Below are 17,510 nucleotides of genomic sequence, written 5' to 3' on the forward strand. Positions count from 1 at the left end.
AATGACAGTGCCTGGAGCTCTGGGAAGAATCGTCTGAGTCGGTCAGTTCCTCGGCCTGCGGGAGCCATCGCTCCACTGTGGATGGACTGGGTCGGGATGAGGGGGAGGAAAGTCGATGCCGGAACGCACTTCAATGCTTGATCCCGCGGTCGAATTGGCGGCGCGGGTCCTGTTCGGCGACGAGCTGCTGACCGCGCTCGGGCCGGGTTTCGTGCACTCGTTGACCGAGCAGCCCGCGGCGTGGGCGTCGGCGCTGACGTCGATCTGGACGATTTCGCGGGGTGCCGGGCCCGCCGGGAACGGTGCGGCCCCTGCGGTCGCCGCACCCGCACCGGCACCTGTCGCTGTCGCACCAACTCCACCTCCCGCGAAGGCGGACGCACCACGGTTTGCCGATTCTCCCGCCGAGCTCGACTTCTTCGACCCGTCGGCTGGCGACGGAGCCGAAACCGCAGTCGAGAAGCGCGACACGCCTTGGGAGTACGAGGAGGTCCGTGCCGAGTTCGTGAAGCTGCTGGAGGAGGCCACCGGGTACCCGGCGGAGGTCCTCGACGACGACGCGGACCTCGAGGCCGATCTCGCGATCGACTCGGTCAAGCAGGTCGAGGCGCTGGGCAAGCTGCGTGAGCACTACCAGCTGCTGTTCGAGGAGGACTTCTCGATTGTCGACCACCGCACGATCCGCAGTCTCGCCGGCCACCTCACCGATCGCCTGAACCGCGAGCGGCTCACATCGGTGCCCGCGCGATGAGCCGGTTCGCCGGCAAGGTCGCGCTCGTCACCGGCAGCAGCCGCGGGTACGGGCGCCAGGTCGCGGTCGGGCTGGCCGGTGGTGGTGCGAAGGTGGTGCTGAACTCACGCGGCAGCGCGGCCGACGGCCGGATCCTCGCCAGGGACATCGCGGCGGCCGGTGGCGAGGCCATCTACGTCGAGGCCGACATCGGCGACGAGTCCAAGGTCCGTGATCTGGCCGCCGTCGTGGCACGCAAGTACGGCGCGATCGACATCATCGTGCACAACGCCGCACGTGGTTATGAGCGTTCGGTCGACGAGACGACGTGGCCGCAGTTCGAGGAAGCACTGCGGGTCAACACGTACGCGATCATCGCACTGGCGAGGCACTTCCGGCCGTTGTTCCGTCCTGGGGGGAAGTTCCTCTACGTCTCGAGCATCGGCGCTGAGCGCGGCATGCCCGGCTACAGCGCCATCGGCGCGAGCAAGGCCGCCGGTGAGGCGCTGATCAGGTCGCTCGCGCTGGAGTGGGCGCCGGACGTGCGGGCGAACACCATCCGCCCCAACGTGATCCCGACGTTCTCGCTGCGGTCGTTCACGTGGGCCGACGACCTGTGGAAGGTCTTCGAGGACGAGGCACCGCTGGGCGTCACCAGCGTGGAGGAGCTCGCGCGGACCGCGTTGTGGTTGTGCAGCAACGAGTCCGACTACGTCAACGGTCAGGTGATCAGCGTCGACGGCGGGTTCACCACGTCGATGCGCCGGCCGGGTCTCGCGACGCAGCGGCGCAACGGAAGTGTGGCCAAGAAGTCCGAGGGGGTGTGAACCGTGGCGCGGTTGTTCGAACCGGTCGCGATCGTCGCGAGCGAGTGCCTGCTGCCTGGTGCGGTGGACCGGCCCGCGTTCTGGCGCGCGCTGGACGAGGGCCGGACGGCGATCGCGCCGGCGCCCGAGACGTGGCTGGACCGGTCGATCTACCACTCGGCCGATCCCCACGCGGTCAACCGCGGCCGCAGCGACACCGTGGCGTTGCTGCCGGAGTGGGAGTTCTCCAAGCCGCCGAAGCTGCCGCCGAAGCAATTGTCCGGAATGGACCTGACACACCGGCTGGCGCTGGAACTCGGCCAACGGGTCGTGGGCCCGCTCGACGAGGCAGGCCGGCTGCCGAAGGACAGCACGGGCGTGTGGGTCGCCAATGTCGGCGGCACCCTCGGCACCCAGCTCAGCATGGTCGCCTATCACTCCAGTGAGGAATGGTCGCGCAAGGCGAGCCAACTGCGGCCCGACCTGGCGGACGAGGTCGACTTCTTCAATCGCGGGTTTCAGGAACGGTTCCCGCACCTGCGCGAGGACGCGGCGGTCAACGGCAACATCCTGGCCGGGCGCATCGCGAACTACTTCGATCTGCGCGGACCGCAGATGGCCGTCGACGCCAACTGTGCGAGCTCGCTGGCCGCGCTGCGCGCCGCGTGTCTCTCTCTGCGCGACGGCACGTGTGACATGGCGCTGGTGGCGGCGATCGGCGTGCAGGCGGCTGAGATGACCGTCGTGTCGTCGAAGGCGCAGGCCTCCGCGCCCGGCCCTTCCTTCCCGTTCGACGCCGGCGCCTGCGGGTACGTCCCTGGCGAGGGCGCGGTGATGGTCGCGCTCGTGCGGGCGGAGGACGCGGTCGCGCAAGGCATGCCGGTGCTCGGTGTGATCCGTTCGATCGGTCGCAGCTCCAATGGCCGAGGCACCGCGCCGTGGTCGCCGTCGCAACGCGCCGAGGAACTGGCCATCACCCGTGCCTGGGAGGAAGGCGAGTTCACGCCTGGAGAGCAGATCGACTACATCGAGGCCCACGGCACGGCCACCCAGGTCGGTGACCGCGCCGAGCACGCGGCGATGCTCGCCACCTACGGCACCACCGGCTATCGCGACGCGATCCCGTTCGGCTCGGCCAAGTCCATGGTCGGGCACACCGTCGAGGTCGCGGGCATGGTGGGTCTGTTGCGGGCCCTCTACGTCTTCGACCGCGGCCGCATCCCACCGTCCGTCGGGGTCGAGACTCCGGCGGCATTCGTCACCGAGCACGCGGACAAGCTGCGACTGGCTCAGCAGACGGAGGAACTGGCGCCTGGCCCGCGTCGTGTCGCGGTGAGCAGCTTCGGCGTCGGCGGCGTGAACTATCACATGATCGTCGAGTCCGCGGCCGGCTCGAGGCCTGTCTCAGCCGTGCCGCGCCGCGAGCCCGTCGCGATCACCGGGATGGCCGCGATCATGCCGGACGCGAACGACGTCTCCGGCGTGTGGGAGCACCTCAGCCAGACCACGGCGGTGCGAAAGCAGCTGGCCGGGTACATCCGCGAGTTCGAGAAGTTCCACTCCGGCGACAGCTCTCACCGCGACCGCACGACCTGCCCGGTTTCGTCCATTGTGGACAAGCCCGTGCTGGCGGAACCCGCGCGCTGGCGTATCCTGCCGAAGGTCGCGCGCGAGATGTTCGACGACCACCTGCTCCTGCTGAACGCGGTGTCCCAGCTGGCCGCGCAGAACGTGCTGCCGGACGATCCCGCGGTTCGCGCCCGTTCGGGTGTGTTCGTCACCGACATCCTCGACAGCGACGGCCGCAACAGCCTCATCCGCAACCTGATGTTCCAGCGCTGGCAGGAGGAACTGACCCGGCACGTCCAGGACCCGTCGCTCGCGGCGGAGATCTTCGCCGACCCGGACCTGGGCCTGGGCGCGGTGACGGAGAACGCCTCGGTCGCCGGTCAGGGTGTGCTCGGCGCCAGCAGGGTCGCGGGCGGCCTCGACCTGCTCGGCGCGGCGGTATCGGTGAACTCGGCCTGCGCGTCGGGCCTGGCCGCGTTGTCCTTGGCAATCCAGGAACTGCGGGCAGGTGGGTTGGACTTCGCGGTCGTCGGTGGTTCGAGCATCGGCATCGACGTGACGAACCAGGTGGCGCTCTCGGCCATCGGCTCGCTGTCCGCGACGGGAGAAGGCCGCCCCTATGACCGCACAGCCGACGGCTTCGTCATCGGCTCGGGCGCCGCGGTGTTCACGTTGAAGCGGCTGTCCGACGCCGAACGCGACGGCGACGAGATCCTCGCGGTGATCCGCGAATGCGTCGGCAACAGCGACGGCAGGGGTCGCAGCATGCTGGCCCCGCAGGTGCGCGGCCGTCGCGAGGTCGTGCGCCGTGCGTATGCCTTGGCGGGCATCGATCCGTCCACCGTCCAGTACGTCGAGGGTCACGGCGCGGGCAACGTGCTCGGCGACTCCTCCGAGCTGCAGGTGATCGCCGAGGAGATGGCGACCGCGGGCCGCGAGGTCGCACTGGGCAGCGTGAAGGGCAACTACGGCCACCTGAAGTCGGTGGCGGGCTTCGCGGGCCTGCTGAAGGTCGTGCTGTGCCTGCGGAACCGCACCATGGTCGCGACGCCGGGGTTCAGCTCGCCCGGTGACCTGGCGGCGAGCCTCGCCGGCAAGGTCCGGATCGTGGACCGGGCGGCGGAGTGGCCGGCCAACGGTGGCTCGCCGCGCCGTGCCGGACTGAACTCGTTCGGCCTCGGAGGGACGAACTTCCACGCGATCGTGGACGAGTACGTCCCGACGACGTCCGGGCGCACGGATGTGCGGACTGCCGGCTCTCCCAGGTTCGCCGCCGAAAGCGCCGTGGACCTGGCCGACCGGCTCGATTCCGGCACCGCCGGCAGTACGGGCCAGTGGCGTGCGGCGGTCTTCGCTCCCACCTCGAAGGTCGCTCGAGCTCAACGCGCCGTTCTCGCTTCCCGTCTGCGCGCGGCCGGGGCCCGCGTCGCCGAGGTGACGGAGTCCGCGGTCTGGGCAGGCCCGGCGGTCCGCACCGGACCTGCCGTGGCGTTGTTCCCCGGCCAGGCGGGCACGAAGGACTTCGCCGTGGTGTCCTGGCTGGCGCGCAACGGTGGCGCGGACGCGGTGGCCGCACTGCCCGAGGTGCTCGGCGAGCCCGGACGGATCATCGCCGGGGCGCTGGAGTCCGGAGAACTCACCGATCTCGGCGACCTGGCCGCACGGTCCGGCACCTCCCAGGTGCTCGGTCTGCTGTCCGCCCACCTGGTGTGGCGGTGGTTCCGGCCGGACGACGCCGTGCTGCTCGGCCACAGCGCCGGGGAGTTCGGCGCCCTCGTCGCGGCGGGTGTGCTGCCGTTCCACGAGGCCCTGCGGGCGTGCTGGGCGCGCGGCGAGTTCGCGGAAGAAGTCGTCGACGGCCGCGCGGGCCTGATGGCCGCGGTCTTCGCCGCGCCCGAGACGGTTGCCCGGCTGGTGGACGCGGTGCCGGGTGCCTACCTCGGCACGGTCAACGGACCAGCGTTCTGCGTGATCTCCGGCTGGGCGGACGCGATCGAGCAGGTGATCGCCGCCGCGGCCGCCGAGCAGATCAGCTGCACCAGGCTCGACGTGCACCTGCCGTTCCACACGCCGCTGCTCGACGGCGCGGTGTCCCGGCTGCGTGCCGTGCTCGACGAGATCGAGGTGTCCCCACCGCTCATCCCCGTCTACTCGGCCGCGCTGAACGGGCTTTACCCGGCCGATCCCGAGGCGATCAGGACCTCGCTGGCCGCGCTCTACACCGAGCCGGTCCGGCTCGACGTGCTCATCCGCCAGGCCGCTGAGGACTCGCGCAGGTTCGTCGAGTGCGGCGCGGGCCGCTCGTTGAGCCGCTCGGTCGACGCCGTGCTCGGTGACGAGCCGCATCTCGCGCTGCCCGGGGTCACCTCGGCGCGCAGTGGCCTGCACCGGCTGGCTGAAGGCCTGTGGGTGGCCGGACTCGAGCCGGTGCAGGCGGATCCTGGGGAATTCGCCCTGTTCACACCGGTTGCGGTGGCCGCGGAACCCTACACCGGCACGTCCTGGCGTGGCGTGTCCGTGCGAGTGGCCGGGCCGGATCGTGCTCTGGCCACGGAAGTCGCGGACGCTCTCGGGGCCGCGGGCGCCGACGTGTGCTCCGAGGCTGACTGGCTCGTCTGGGTTGCCGCCGAGCAGGCCGAGGAAGGAGTACCCGGTGCGCAGGCCACGATGGCAGAGCTCGCCGAACTGAGAGCGGTCACCGCGGAACTGGCCACCGGCTGGGATCTGCGCTCACCCGGCGGCCTGCTCGTCGTGACCACTGTGGACGGACGACTGGGTTCCTCGCGGTCGTTGCTCAACCCGGCGGGTGGCGCGCTCACCGGCTTCACCCGTGCGCTGGGCCAGGAGTACCCGGAGGCCGCCACCGCCGTCCTCGACGTCGGTCTGGACGCTCGTTCTTCCGCGGCACGACGGATCGTGGAACTGGGCCGCCCACTTGCGGGCCACCACGAGTTAGGCATGGACGCCCGCGACTGGTGGCGCACGGAGCTGGCGCCGTTGCCGCCGGGCCAGGCGTCTGGACCGGGACTGCTCGACGCACTGCGCGAGCCGGATGCCGTGGTGGTGGTTTCCGGTGGTACCACGGGAATCGTCGCCGAGATGGTCTGTGCCGCCGCGCAACGGCTGAACGACTCGAAGGGCTTGCTGGTCCTGCTGAGTCGCACGCCGGCGGCTGAGCGCACGGAAGAAGAGTGCCTGCGCGAGCTCGCTGAAGACCGCAAGACCGATCACCTCCTCGAATGGCGTCGAAGCAAGCCGCAACGGTCGCTGCACGAGTTCGAACGCGAGTGGCGGCGGCACCGGCGGGCGTTGGAGGCCAGGGTCACGCTGGCCAGGCTCGCCAGGGCGGGTGTGCGGGTGGCGCACGAGCTGGTCGACGTCTGCGACGTGGCCGGTATGCGGGCGTTGCGGGAGCGGTTGCGCGGCAAGGTGGTCCGCACGGTCGTCCACGGTGCCGGCGTCGAGCGGTCCAGCCGCATCACCGCCAAGCCCGCCCGCGAGTGGGAGGACACCGTCGCGGTGAAGGTCTTGGGTTGCCACACGCTGATCGACCTCGCCGGAGATGGTCTGCGGCTGTTCGTCGCGCACGGTTCGGTGTCCGGCGCGGTCGGGCTGCCCGGCCAGACGGACTACTCCTGTGCCAACGAGTACCTGGCGAAGGCGACCGCGAGGCTGCGGGCGCAACGGCCGGGGGTCGTGGCGCAGTACGTCGGCTGGCCCGCGTGGAACCAGGTCGGGATGGCCGCGGATCCGGAGACCAAACGTCGTCTGGAGGGCAAGGGTTTCCGCTACCTCGACCCGGACGCCGGTGCCCGCTGGTCCGAGGACGTGGTGGCAACCGCGCCGACGCTGGCTTCGCACGTCGTGCTGCTGCCGGTGCCGTTGCCCGCACTCGCCCGGCGGTGGACGAGCACGCCCACTCCGCCGGGTGAGCGGTGGTGGCTGGTCGACGCGACGACCCGATCCGGCGCCACCACGACGGTTCACCGGCTGTACGACGCGGCTGACCCCCGTGATGCCGACCTCGCGGGCCACCGGGTTCGCGGTGGAGTGCGGATCGCGGCGGTGCAGCTGGTGGAACAGCTGGCCGAGGCGGTCGTGGCCGGGACCGGCACGGTTCCGGAACGGCTGGAGCTGCGCGACGTGGTGTTCCACCAGGGTTTGGTGCTCGGTCGCTCCGGCCGCCGGCCCACGCGGGTGGTCGTCACGGGCGACCAGCTTCGCCTGGAGACGACCCCGGTGCTGCGCGGTGATCTGCCGGGACCGGGGTCGGTGCTGGTGGCGACGGCTTCCTGGAAGGCCACGACCGGGCGGGACGAGGTGGATCTCGCGAAGGTCCAGCGCGTCGGCGACGGTCCGGACGTGGTGGAGGAGGCGGCCCGGTTCGGCATCGACTACACCGGCCGGTTCGCCACCCGGCTGCACGCCGTGGCGCACCCGGACTTCGCGGCCGCCGGACGGTTCACGTGCGCGGAGCCGGCGTTTCGAGCCGGCGGGAGCATCGTCGATCCGCCGGAGTTCGACACGGCGCTGCGGGCGGTGTTCGCGGTCCAGTCGGAGAACATGGATCACGGCCTGCCCGCGGCGTTCGGCAAGGTCGTGCTCTACCCAGGTCGAACCCCCGGCGAGAAGCACGTGTTCGTCTCGGTCGCACGCACCGGGGGCTACGACCTGAAGATGACCGATGCTCGCGGACGAGTCCTGGTGTCCGTCGAGGGCCTGCGGCTGAAGGTGCCGGCCGAGTGGGGGCCGCGATGACCGCTGTGCTCGTGGTCGCCGCGCACCCGGATGACGCCGAGCTCGCGATGGCCATGCGGATCCACGCTCACGTGCGGTCCGGTGACGCCGTGCGGGTGCACTGCCTGACGATCGGAACGCCGGATCCGGACGGCTCCGAGCCGAGACGGGAGGAAGCGCTGCGGGCAGGTGCCGTGCTGGGCGTCGGCGAGTACACGTTCTCGCCGGTGCCCGACACCAGGTTCGTCGAGCACCGGGCGCTGGTCCGCGACGAGGTCACCGCCGTGATCGAGGATGCGCGGCCTGACCTGGTGTACACCCACTTCCCGCACGACCAGCACCTGGACCACCGCGTCGCGGGGGAGGAGACGACGGCGGTCGCGCTCGGTCACGTCCGTGCGCTGACCCACTTCCGAGCGCCGTACAGCACGGGCTTCGACCCGACGTCGTTCTTCCTGGCCACCGAGGAGCTCATGGCGGTCAAGGTCAAGGCGCTGGCGTGCTTCGGTTCGCAGGCGCAGCTCGACATGCGGGTCTTCCACGACCTGGCCGCGGTGTCGCACCACCAGCACGTGCACCGCCGGGTGCTGGACGCGGTGGACCCGAGGCTGAGGTACGCGGAGTCGTTCCGGATCGTGCGGGAGCTTTATCTGTCCGAAGTGGACTGACGGTTGGCGGAAGCCGCTGAACGGGGGAGAAGTGGCTGCGATCGAGTACCTGGCGGAGCCCGAGCTGTCGGTGGTCGCCCCGATGTACGACGAGGAAGAGGTGCTGCCGAGCTTCCTCGACAGACTGCGCCCGGTGCTCGACGGGCTGCGCGTGCGGTACGAGGTGATCGCGGTCGACGACGCGTCGGCTGACCAGACACCTGTCTTGCTGCAACGCGCCCGGCGCACGTGGCCGCAGCTGCGGGTGGTGCGGCTGCGGGCGAACGCGGGGCACCAGGCCGCGTTGTCGGCCGGTCTGTCGCGGGCTCGCGGGCGGTGGGTGGTCACGATCGACGCGGACCTGCAGGACCCACCCGAGCTGATCGAGGACCTGCTCGCCGAGGCTCGGGCGGGCGAGGTCGACGTGGTCTACGCAGTGCGGGTGAACAGGTCGAGCGACAGCGCGTTCAAACGGCGCACCGCGAGCCTGTACTACCGGCTGCTGCGCCGCTTGTCCAGAGTGGACGCACCACGCGACGCCGGCGACTTCCGGCTGATGTCACGTCCCACCGTCGACGCCGTGCTCGCGGTGGCCGAACGCGGGCGGGTGCTGCGGGTCGTGGTGCCCGCGCTCGGTTTCCCGTCCGCGATCGTGCGCTACCGCAGGGAACGCCGCGCGGCGGGACGGTCGAAGTACCCGTTGTCGAAGATGGTCGGGCTGGCGATGGAGTCGGTGATCAACTGGTCGCTCGCCCCGTTGCGGCTCGCGACCTGGTTCGGGCTGCTGGGGTTCCTCGCGGCGCTGCTGTCGACCGGCTACGGCGTGGTGGGCGGCCTGCTCGGGCACGCGGTGCCGGGCTGGACGTCCACGGTCACGATCGTGTCGGCGTTCGCCGCGGTCGAGCTGTTGTGCATCGGGATGCTGGGCGAGTACGTCGGCCGGATTCTCAAGGCGCAGAGCGCACTTCCCGTGTTCTTCGTCGCGTACGACTCCGCCGAGACGGCGTCCGCGCGGAAGGTCTCCTGATGCACCACGAGGAGATCCGCAAGCTGGCGCGCCTTGAGGACTCGCACTGGTGGTACCGGGAGCGGCGGCACCTGCTCGCCCGGATGATCAGACGGATGACACCGGGCATCGCGCTCGACATCGGTGCCGCCGGTGGTGGCAACACCCGCGTGCTGGTCGCTCATGGCTGGCGCGCGACGTCGCTGGAGTACGGCGAGGAAGGCGCGGCGATCGCGGCCGCGCGCGGATTGCCCGTCGTGCGCGCCGACGCATGTCACCTTCCCTTCGCGGACCGGTCCGCCGACCTCGTCATCGCGTTCGACGTGCTGGAACACATCTCCCGTGACGACGCCGCGGCCGTCGAGATCCACCGCGTTCTCAAGCCTGGAGGCACGTTCCTCGCGACCGTTCCCGCCGATCCACGGCTGTGGTCGGCGCACGACGTCGCCGTCGGTCACGTACGCCGCTACACCCGTTCGTCATTGGAGGCCCTCTTGTGGCGCAGCGGGTTCGAGATCCGATCCTGCCGGTCCTGGAACGTGCTGTTGCGTCCCGTCGCGGCGTGGCGGCGCAAACGGGCGTCGGGCAGCGATCTGCAGGAGCCGCATCCGCTGGTGAACCGCGCGCTCGCCGCCGTGGTCGCCGCCGAGCGGTACCTCGACGTCGGCAGGTGGCCAGGAGTCAGCCTGCTCGTTCACGCCCGCCGTCCACAGACATGAGGTGACCATGGCGACCACTGTCGAGATCACGGAAGAGCGACATTCGGTGCTGCCACCGCTGTCCCGAGCGGTGCCGGCGCTCGTCGTCGCGTTCGGCGTGCTCGTCTGCGTGACGCAGAACGGGTACGAGCTCGCCGGTGACGAGTACTTCTTCCTCGTGGCGGGAGACCATCTCGCCTGGGGTTACGCCGACCAGCCGCCGCTGGTGGCCGCGCTGGCCCGGCTCTCCGACACGCTCATGCCCGGCTCGCGGATGCTTCTGCGGTTGCCGATGGTGCTCGCGGTGTGTGCGGGAATCCTCGTGACAGCACTGATCGCGCGCGAGTTCGGAGGACGGCGCAAAGTCCAGCTGCTGGCTGCCGCGGCGTTCATGCTCAGCACCTACACGCTGGTGCACACCCGTGCCGTGACGACGGACGCGATCGACATGGCCTGCTGGGCGACGGTGACCTGGCTGCTGGTGCGGTGGACGCGCACCCGGCGGGACGGACTGTGGTGGGGAATCGGACTCGCCACCGCGTTCGCGTTGCAGGGCAAGTACATCATCGGAGTGTTCTGGATCGTCGTGGCCTTGGCCTTCCTGCTGGTGGGCCCGCGTGACGTCTTCCGCAAACCGGTCGTGTGGCTGGCCGGGTTGCTCGCGGCGCTGTCGACGATCCCGAGTCTGGCCTGGCAGGCGCGGAACGGCTGGCCGCAGGCGGACGAGGGGCCCGCCATCTGGGCGGACGCCGAGGCGCTCGGCGGGCATCTGGTGTTCTTTCCATCGTTGTTCTCCTGGCTGGGGATCGCCGGCGCGGTGCTGTTCTGCTGGGGCACGTGGTGGCTGCTCAAACACGGTGGTGACAACAGGTTCCTGGGCGTCGTGCTCCTCCTCGTCGTTGCGCTGGTGTGGCTGGTCGAGTTGCGCCGCAACTACCTCGGCGGGCTGTTCCCGCTCGGCATCGCGGTCGGCGCGGTCCAGTTCGGACAGCTGGCCGAGCGCAGGCGGTGGCTGTGGAACGGAACCGCGCTGCCGGCCCTGGGGCTCACCGTCGCAGTGCTGCTGCCGGCGCTGATCCCGGTCGGACCCGGCTGGTTGAGCGGTGTGAACCGGTACCTGCTGCCGGACCACCGGTTCGACTGGGACGGGCTGGCTGTCGCCGTGTCGGAGGTCGTGCGGCAGGTTCCGGAGTCGGAACGCGACACCACCGTGGTGATCGCGGGCGACTACTGGCGTTCGAGCGTGCTGGAACGGTTGCGGGACAAGCACTCGTTGCCGTTGGTCTACGGCGACATGCAGGGCTCGTACTTCTTCGGCCCGCCGCCGCCGGACACCAGGACCGTCATCTACGTCGACGAGCTGCCGGAGCCGCTGAAGCGCAACTGCGGCAGCCATGAGCTCAGCCGGACGTTCGTCGACCCGCACACCTCGCCGGTGCACCAGGAGCAGACGCACACCCCGATCCACCTCTGCCGAGACCTGCGCGTGCCGATCGACCGCCTCTGGCCGGAGCTGCGGCACACCACACTGCCTTGGGACGGTCGTGAATGAGACGTAGATGGACGTTCGTGCTCGCGCTGGTGAGCGCGGTGGTGCTGGCTGTCGCCGTGCTCACCGCAGGTGGTCCGACCGCAGGCCACCATGTCTTGCCTGCCGCGGCGATGGCGCCGAACGCGCCGACGTTGCCGCGCACGGGCTGGACCGCGTCCGCGAGCGACGAGGAGATCATCGCCGGCCAGTTCTGGGCGGCCAACGTGCTGGACGGCGACAACAGCACGTTCTGGCACAGCAGGTTCCGCGTCGCGCCCGCTTCGTTGCCGCACTCGATCACCATCGACATGCACCGGATCCAAGTGGTGTCCGCCCTGGTCTACCTGCCTAGGCCGGGCGGCGGCAACGGCACGATCGGCGGCTACGAGATCAGGCTCAGCCACAACGGCGTGACCTGGACCTCCCCGGTCGCGATCGGCACGCTCGCGGACACCGCGTCGGTGAAGACGTTGAGCTTCCCCGCACAAGCCACGAGGTTCGTGCGGCTCATCGCGACCTCCGAGGCGGGTGACCGCGGCCCGTGGTCCTCCGCCGCCGAGCTGAACCTGCTCGGTGACCCCGGCACCCTGCCGGGCCTGGTCGAGCTGCCTCGCGCGGGCTGGGCCGTCGCCGGCACGGACAGCGGCGATGGGCGCGGTGTGCTCGACGGCGACCCCGCGACGTTCTGGCAGGGCGGCCGCTGGATCACCCTCGACATGGGCGCACGGGTCACCGTCTCGGCACTGCGCTACCAGCCACGCCGTGACGGCGTCGGCCGCATCGGCTCGTACACGGTGGAGGCGAGCACCGACGGTGTGGAGTTCAACCCCGTCGCCGCCGGCCGGTGGTCTGACGACGAACTTCAGAAGAGCACGACGTTCGCACCGGTCATCGCACGGTTCGTCCGGCTGAGCGCGTCGAGTGACGCCGGTGCGTCCGAGATCGCTCTGAGCGCACCCGCGAACCCGGCGGTCGCGGGCTTATGGGGCGAGATGATCGGCTTCCCGATCGTGCCGGTGGCGACGGCCACCTTGCCCGGCAACAAGATGCTGGCCTGGTCGGCCGTCCTCGCCGACGACAACGGTGGTTCGTGGGGCTCGACCGAGACCGCGCTTCTCGACCTGGGGAGCGGTGCGGTGAGCAGACGGCGGGTGTTCACCACCGGTCACGACATGTTCTGTCCCGGCACCGCCCAACTGGCGGACGGCCGTCTCATGGTCACGGGCGGCAGCAACAGCGACAAGACCAGCATCTACACCCCGGCGACGGACAGCTGGCAGGCCGGTCCGCGCCTGCGCATCCCCCGCGGCTACCAGGGCATGACCGCACTCCCGGACGGCGGAGCGTTCGTACTCGGCGGCTCGTGGAGCGGCGGCAACGGCGGCAAGCACGGCGAGGTCTGGTCGTCGTCCGGCTGGCGTGAGCTCCCCGGCGTGCGGGTGGACCGCACGTTGACGGACGATCCGCAGGGAATCTACCGCTCCGACAACCACGGCTGGTACCTCGCGGCCTCCGGCGGCCGGATCTTCCACGCGGGCCCGTCCCGCTCCATGCACTGGATCAGCACCGCGGGCGAGGGCTCGCTGACGGACGCGGGCCCACGCGGCGACAGCCAGGACGCCATGAACGGCAACGCGGTCCTCTACGACGTGGGCAAGATCCTGACCGTGGGCGGTGCGACCGCTTACCAGGACGCTCCTGCCACGCGCCGCGCGTACACAGTGGACATCAACGGCGCGCAGCCGGTGGTCCAGCGCGTCGCCGATCTCGGACACGCCCGGACCTTCGGCAACAGCGTCGTCCTGCCCGACGGCAAGGTCTTCGTGGTGGGAGGCCAGGCCCACGCGGCGCCGTTCAGCGACGAGGCCTCGGCCATGACCCCGGAACTGTGGGATCCGGCGACCGGCGAGTTCACCCCGATGGCGACCATGGCCGTGCCGCGCAATTACCACAGCGTGGCCAATCTCCTGCCGGACGGTCGAATCTTCTCCGGAGGCGGCGGCCTGTGCGGCAGGTGCACCACGAATCACTTCGACGGGCAGATCTTCACCCCGCCGTACCTGCTCAATCCGGACGGCACCCCACGAGACCGCCCGATCCTCGTCACGGCGCCGCGGTTCGCCGCTCCGGGCGCTGTCGTCTCCGTGCGAACCGACCGTCCGGTGACGGCGTTCTCGCTGGTCCGAATGGGAGCCGTCACCCACTCCGTCAACAACGACCAGCGCCGCGTCCCGCTGCCGATCGTCTCGTCCGCGGGCACGACCTACTCGCTGTCCGTGCCCGCTGACCGGGGCGTCGCCCTGCCCGGCGAGTACCTGCTCTTCGCCCTGGACGCGGCCGGGACGCCGAGCGTGGCGGCGACCATCCACATAGGCTAGTCGCGACGTGGGTGGAACACCCAGAACCGCATGACCGCGAACCTCGCTAGCGTCGTCGTGACGCTGGCGACCATCAGGACCGTCAGCTCCACCACCCGCGGCGCGCCGGCACCCAGCAGTGCCAGCGCGCCGTTGGTGAGCCCGAGACCGAGCCCGAACACCACCAGTCCCTCGAAGTGCTGCCGAGCCAGCTTTTCGCTGCCCTGCTTGCCGAACGTCAGCTTGCGATTCGCCGCCGTGTTCGCGACGGCGGTCACCAGCAACGCCACGCTGTTCGCCGCGAACGGGCCTATCGCGCCGCGCAATCCGCTGTACAGCAGCAGGTACGCGAGTGTGCTCGCGACCCCGACGGCCGCGAAGCGCAGCAGCTGTCCCCCCAAAGCCCGCATGACGTCCTCCGCGTTGGTGACGGTCGACGGGATTCCCCTTGCTGTCAATGAAATCCAGCCTGTCGGGGTAAGTCAACCCAGAACGCGGACGCGTCGAATGTAGACGGTCCTGGTCGTGGTAGCGGGGGTACGAGAATACGTCGTCTCGGGTGGTCCACACGGTGGTGCCGATCTCGGTTTTGAGGGTGACGAAGAACGACTCAGTTCGTCTCCGGCGGAACGCCCGCCCGACGGTGCACGCCCACAGTCAACGCCCGGCTCGCCCCGTCGAACAACACGACTTCGTGGTCCGCGGGCCACCCAACCACGGCGACCTCCCACCGTCGCCGGTGGGCGTCACCGTCGAGCGTGTGCACGGCGCCGTGGCCGAACGGCGTGCTCAACACCGGACCGGGTAGCGCGGTTGACGTTCTTCTCGCCGTAGAGGAACTGCGCCGCCTCCGGCCCGCATAGTCCACGGCACGCTGACCCATCACACGCGTCGGCACCACATCGCCATGGATCCGCCGCCGGCCGGGCATCCAGTCGTAGCCCTCCACCATGGCCTGAACCGATTCGTCCCAGCGAGCACGAGACTCGCGAACCCGGCACCATGTTTGACGGCGCGGACAGAGGGTATCTCCCGCGCTGCGGAGGCGGCGTGCGGCGCGAAGGGTGTGGTGTTGGCTGTGCTGGAGCTCCTGGCTGGTACGGCCGAGAACCTCTACCCGGCGCGCATGCAGATGGCGTTGTCGCTGGGCTGGCACATCATCTTCGCGTGCTTCGGCATCGCGTTCCCGGCGATCGTGGTGTTCACCGAGTGGCGCGGGCATCGGCGCGGTGACGCGGTGCTGACCGCGTTGGCACACAAGTGGGCGAAGGCGATGGGGGTGCTGTTCGCCGCCGGCGCGGTGTCGGGCACGTTGCTGTCGTTCGAGATGGGCATCCTGTGGCCGGGGTTGATGGGCCGGTTCGGCGAGGTGTTCGGGTTCCCGTTCGTGCTCGAGGGTTTCGCCTTCTTCGTGGAGGCGATCTTCGTCGGCGTGTACCTGTTCGGCTGGAACCGGTTGTCGCCACGGGCGCACATGCTCAGCGCGCTGCCGATGGTCGCCGCGGGCATCGTGGGGGCGTTCTGTGTGGTGGCGGCCAACGCCTGGATGAACAACCCGACCGGCTTCCGGCTGGACGAGCAGGGCAACGTCGTCGACGCCCGGCCGTGGGCCGCGATGTTCGGACCGTCGACCTGGGCGCAGTTCGTGCACATGTGGCTGGCGGCGTTCATGGTCACCGGCTTCCTGATCGCCTCGGTCTACGCCGTCGGGATGCTGCGCGGGCGCCGCGACCGCTATCACCGGGCGGGGTTGCTGATCCCGTTGACCGTCGCCGCGATCATCACGCCGGTGCAGATCGGTGTGGGGGACTGGATCGCCAACGTGGTCGCCGACAACCAGCCGGCGAAGCTCGCCGCCATGGAGGGCCAGTACGAGACGACCGCCGGTGCGGGGCTCTCGATCGGCGGCATCTACCGCGACAACGAACTGCACTACGCCGTGGAAATCCCCTACGGGCTGTCGTTGCTGATCCACCACGACCCGGACGGTGTGGTCCGCGGCCTGGAGGAGTTCCCGGCCGATGAGAGGCCACCTGTCAACGTGGTGCACCTGGCCTACAACGCCATGGTCGGCATCGGCACGGCCTTGCTGGTGCTCGCCGCGTGGTTCGGCCTGGTGTGGTGGCGTCGGCGGCGACTGCCGCGGACCGCGTGGTTCCTGCGCGCCGTCGCCGTCTCCGGTGTCGCCGCGGTGGTCGCGATGGAAGCCGGGTGGATCACCACCGAGGTCGGCAGACAGCCGTGGGTCGTCTACGGCATCCTGCGCACCGCCGACGCGGTGAGCCCGGCGCCAGGACTGGGCTGGGGTTTGGTGGCCGTCGTGGGCATCTACACCGTGCTGACCGTGTTCACGGTGGTCGTCCTGCGCAGACTCGCCCGCGATCGCGCCACGCTCGCGCCGCAGGAGGAACGGTGACGCTCGCCGAGGTGGTGCTGGGAGCCGCGTTCACCGGTCTGGTGGCGTACGCGCTGTTCGGCGGTGCGGATTTCGGTGGCGGTGTATGGGATCTGCTGGCGGGTGGCACCGAACGGGGACGCGGTGTGCGGGACCGGATCGAGCGCTCGATCGGCCCGGTGTGGGAGGCCAACCACGTCTGGCTGATCTTCGTGCTCGTCGTGCTGTGGACCGGGTTCTCCCGCGCGTTCGCCGCCGCCGTCACGACGCTGTACATCCCGCTCACGCTCGCCGCCTTCGGCATGATCGCCCGCGGTGCGGCATTCGCCTACCGCAAAAGCGTTGGCACGCCGGGAATGCGCCGCTTCTTCGGTGCCGCCTTCGCGCTGTCCTCGCTGTTCACCCCGTTCTTCCTCGGCGCGGTGGTCGGCGGCGTCGCCTCCGGCCGCGTGCCACCCGGCATCGCCGAGGGCGACGTCGTACGCAGCTGGGTCAACCCGACGTCGCTGCTCGGCGGCACGCTCGCCGTGCTGGTGTGCGCCTACCTGGCGGCGGTGTTCCTGTGCGGTGACGCCCGCCGCGACGGCGAACACGAGCTGAGCGAGGCGTTCCGCTTGCGCGCATTGGTGACCGCTGCCGTCACGGGTGTGGTGGGGCTGGCCGGTATCGCGGTGCTCCGCGCGGACGCTCCCGTGCTGTTCGACGGGCTGACCGGCCGTGGCCTGCCGGTCGTGCTGCTCTCGGTCGCCGCCGGTTTGGCTGCGCTGGGCCTGCTGGTGGTGCGCCGGTACACCGTCGCCCGGATCGCCTCGGCGCTCGCCGTCACGGCGATCCTGGCCGGCTGGGCGGTGGGGCAGTACCCGTACGTGCTGCTGCCAGAACTGACCGTCGACGAGGCCGCCACCGGCCGCACCACCCTCGTCGCACTGCTCACCGCGCTCTCGGCCGGGACGCTGGTGCTCGTGCCCGCGCTGGTCTTCCTCTACGTCCTGTTCCAGCGCCCGGCCGATCACAGTGATCAGCCGGGCGCTTGA

Annotated in this window: 12 protein-coding genes; 10 read left to right on the forward strand and 2 right to left on the reverse strand. The window is 70.3% G+C overall.

Annotation, left to right across the window (positions count from 1 at the left end):
* Positions 1–115: 115 nt before the first annotated feature.
* Genes ACRSBM_RS16430 through ACRSBM_RS16465 form a run of 8 tightly spaced genes read left to right on the forward strand, consistent with a single transcriptional unit; the run spans position 116 to position 14,102 of the window.
* Positions 116–751, forward strand: coding sequence for a phosphopantetheine-binding protein (locus tag ACRSBM_RS16430; RefSeq protein WP_434444269.1), 636 nt, complete (start codon positions 116–118; stop codon positions 749–751).
* Complete coding sequence (locus tag ACRSBM_RS16435) at positions 748–1,557, forward strand: SDR family NAD(P)-dependent oxidoreductase (RefSeq protein ID WP_434444270.1); 810 nt, start codon at positions 748–750, stop codon at positions 1,555–1,557. The genes ACRSBM_RS16430 and ACRSBM_RS16435 overlap by 4 nt, the downstream gene beginning before the upstream one ends.
* A gap of 3 nt (positions 1,558–1,560) precedes the next feature.
* On the forward strand, positions 1,561–7,863 hold the full coding sequence (locus tag ACRSBM_RS16440) for a beta-ketoacyl synthase N-terminal-like domain-containing protein (protein ID WP_434444271.1): 6,303 nt from the start codon (positions 1,561–1,563) through the stop codon (positions 7,861–7,863).
* Positions 7,860–8,510: a PIG-L deacetylase family protein gene (locus ACRSBM_RS16445; RefSeq protein ID WP_434444272.1), complete on the forward strand. Its 651-nt coding sequence runs from the start codon at positions 7,860–7,862 to the stop codon at positions 8,508–8,510. The genes ACRSBM_RS16440 and ACRSBM_RS16445 overlap by 4 nt, the downstream gene beginning before the upstream one ends.
* 31 nt (positions 8,511–8,541) lie before the next feature.
* Complete coding sequence (locus ACRSBM_RS16450) at positions 8,542–9,516, forward strand: glycosyltransferase family 2 protein (RefSeq protein WP_434444273.1); 975 nt, start codon at positions 8,542–8,544, stop codon at positions 9,514–9,516.
* Positions 9,516–10,214 (forward strand): methyltransferase domain-containing protein, encoded by a 699-nt coding sequence (locus ACRSBM_RS16455; RefSeq protein WP_434444274.1) that lies wholly within the window; start codon positions 9,516–9,518, stop codon positions 10,212–10,214. The genes ACRSBM_RS16450 and ACRSBM_RS16455 overlap by 1 nt, the downstream gene beginning before the upstream one ends.
* 7 nt (positions 10,215–10,221) lie before the next feature.
* A complete protein-coding gene (locus ACRSBM_RS16460) occupies positions 10,222–11,745 on the forward strand; it encodes an ArnT family glycosyltransferase (RefSeq protein ID WP_434444275.1) in 1,524 nt (507 codons plus the stop codon).
* Positions 11,742–14,102, forward strand: coding sequence for a discoidin domain-containing protein (locus ACRSBM_RS16465; RefSeq protein ID WP_434444276.1), 2,361 nt, complete (start codon positions 11,742–11,744; stop codon positions 14,100–14,102). Before ACRSBM_RS16460 ends, ACRSBM_RS16465 begins: the two co-directional genes overlap by 4 nt.
* On the opposite strand, the gene ACRSBM_RS16470 is transcribed toward ACRSBM_RS16465, so the two are convergent.
* Positions 14,099–14,539 carry a GtrA family protein gene (locus ACRSBM_RS16470; protein WP_434444277.1) on the reverse strand — a complete coding sequence of 147 codons (441 nt, stop codon included), beginning with the start codon at positions 14,537–14,539 and terminating at the stop codon, positions 14,099–14,101. The two genes, ACRSBM_RS16465 and ACRSBM_RS16470, sit on opposite strands and share 4 nt — an antisense overlap.
* 152 nt (positions 14,540–14,691) lie before the next feature.
* Positions 14,692–14,874 carry a hypothetical protein gene (locus ACRSBM_RS16475; RefSeq protein WP_434444278.1) on the reverse strand — a complete coding sequence of 61 codons (183 nt, stop codon included), beginning with the start codon at positions 14,872–14,874 and terminating at the stop codon, positions 14,692–14,694.
* Positions 14,875–15,159: 285 nt separating this feature from the next.
* Here ACRSBM_RS16475 and ACRSBM_RS16480 point away from each other — a divergent pair, with 285 nt between their 5' ends.
* Both ACRSBM_RS16480 and ACRSBM_RS16485 read left to right on the forward strand, forming a co-directional pair.
* On the forward strand, positions 15,160–16,497 hold the full coding sequence (locus ACRSBM_RS16480; protein WP_434444279.1) for a cytochrome ubiquinol oxidase subunit I: 1,338 nt from the start codon (positions 15,160–15,162) through the stop codon (positions 16,495–16,497).
* The gene (locus ACRSBM_RS16485) at positions 16,494–17,510 is read left to right on the forward strand and encodes a cytochrome d ubiquinol oxidase subunit II (protein WP_434444280.1); all 1,017 of its coding nucleotides are present in this window, start codon (positions 16,494–16,496) and stop codon (positions 17,508–17,510) included. The genes ACRSBM_RS16480 and ACRSBM_RS16485 overlap by 4 nt, the downstream gene beginning before the upstream one ends.

Source organism: Lentzea xerophila, from assembly GCF_051094245.1.
In the GTDB taxonomy this organism is placed as follows: Bacteria; Actinomycetota; Actinomycetes; order Mycobacteriales; family Pseudonocardiaceae; genus Lentzea; species Lentzea xerophila.

Coding starts and splice junctions, on each gene's coding strand:
- ACRSBM_RS16430 (WP_434444269.1), top strand. CDS start 116: ATGCCGGAACGCACTTCAATGCTTGATCCCGCGGTCGAATTGGCGGCG.
- ACRSBM_RS16460 (WP_434444275.1), top strand. CDS start 10,222: ATGGCGACCACTGTCGAGATCACGGAAGAGCGACATTCGGTGCTGCCA.
- ACRSBM_RS16455 (WP_434444274.1), top strand. CDS start 9,516: ATGCACCACGAGGAGATCCGCAAGCTGGCGCGCCTTGAGGACTCGCAC.
- ACRSBM_RS16435 (WP_434444270.1), top strand. CDS start 748: ATGAGCCGGTTCGCCGGCAAGGTCGCGCTCGTCACCGGCAGCAGCCGC.
- ACRSBM_RS16465 (WP_434444276.1), top strand. CDS start 11,742: ATGAGACGTAGATGGACGTTCGTGCTCGCGCTGGTGAGCGCGGTGGTG.
- ACRSBM_RS16445 (WP_434444272.1), top strand. CDS start 7,860: ATGACCGCTGTGCTCGTGGTCGCCGCGCACCCGGATGACGCCGAGCTC.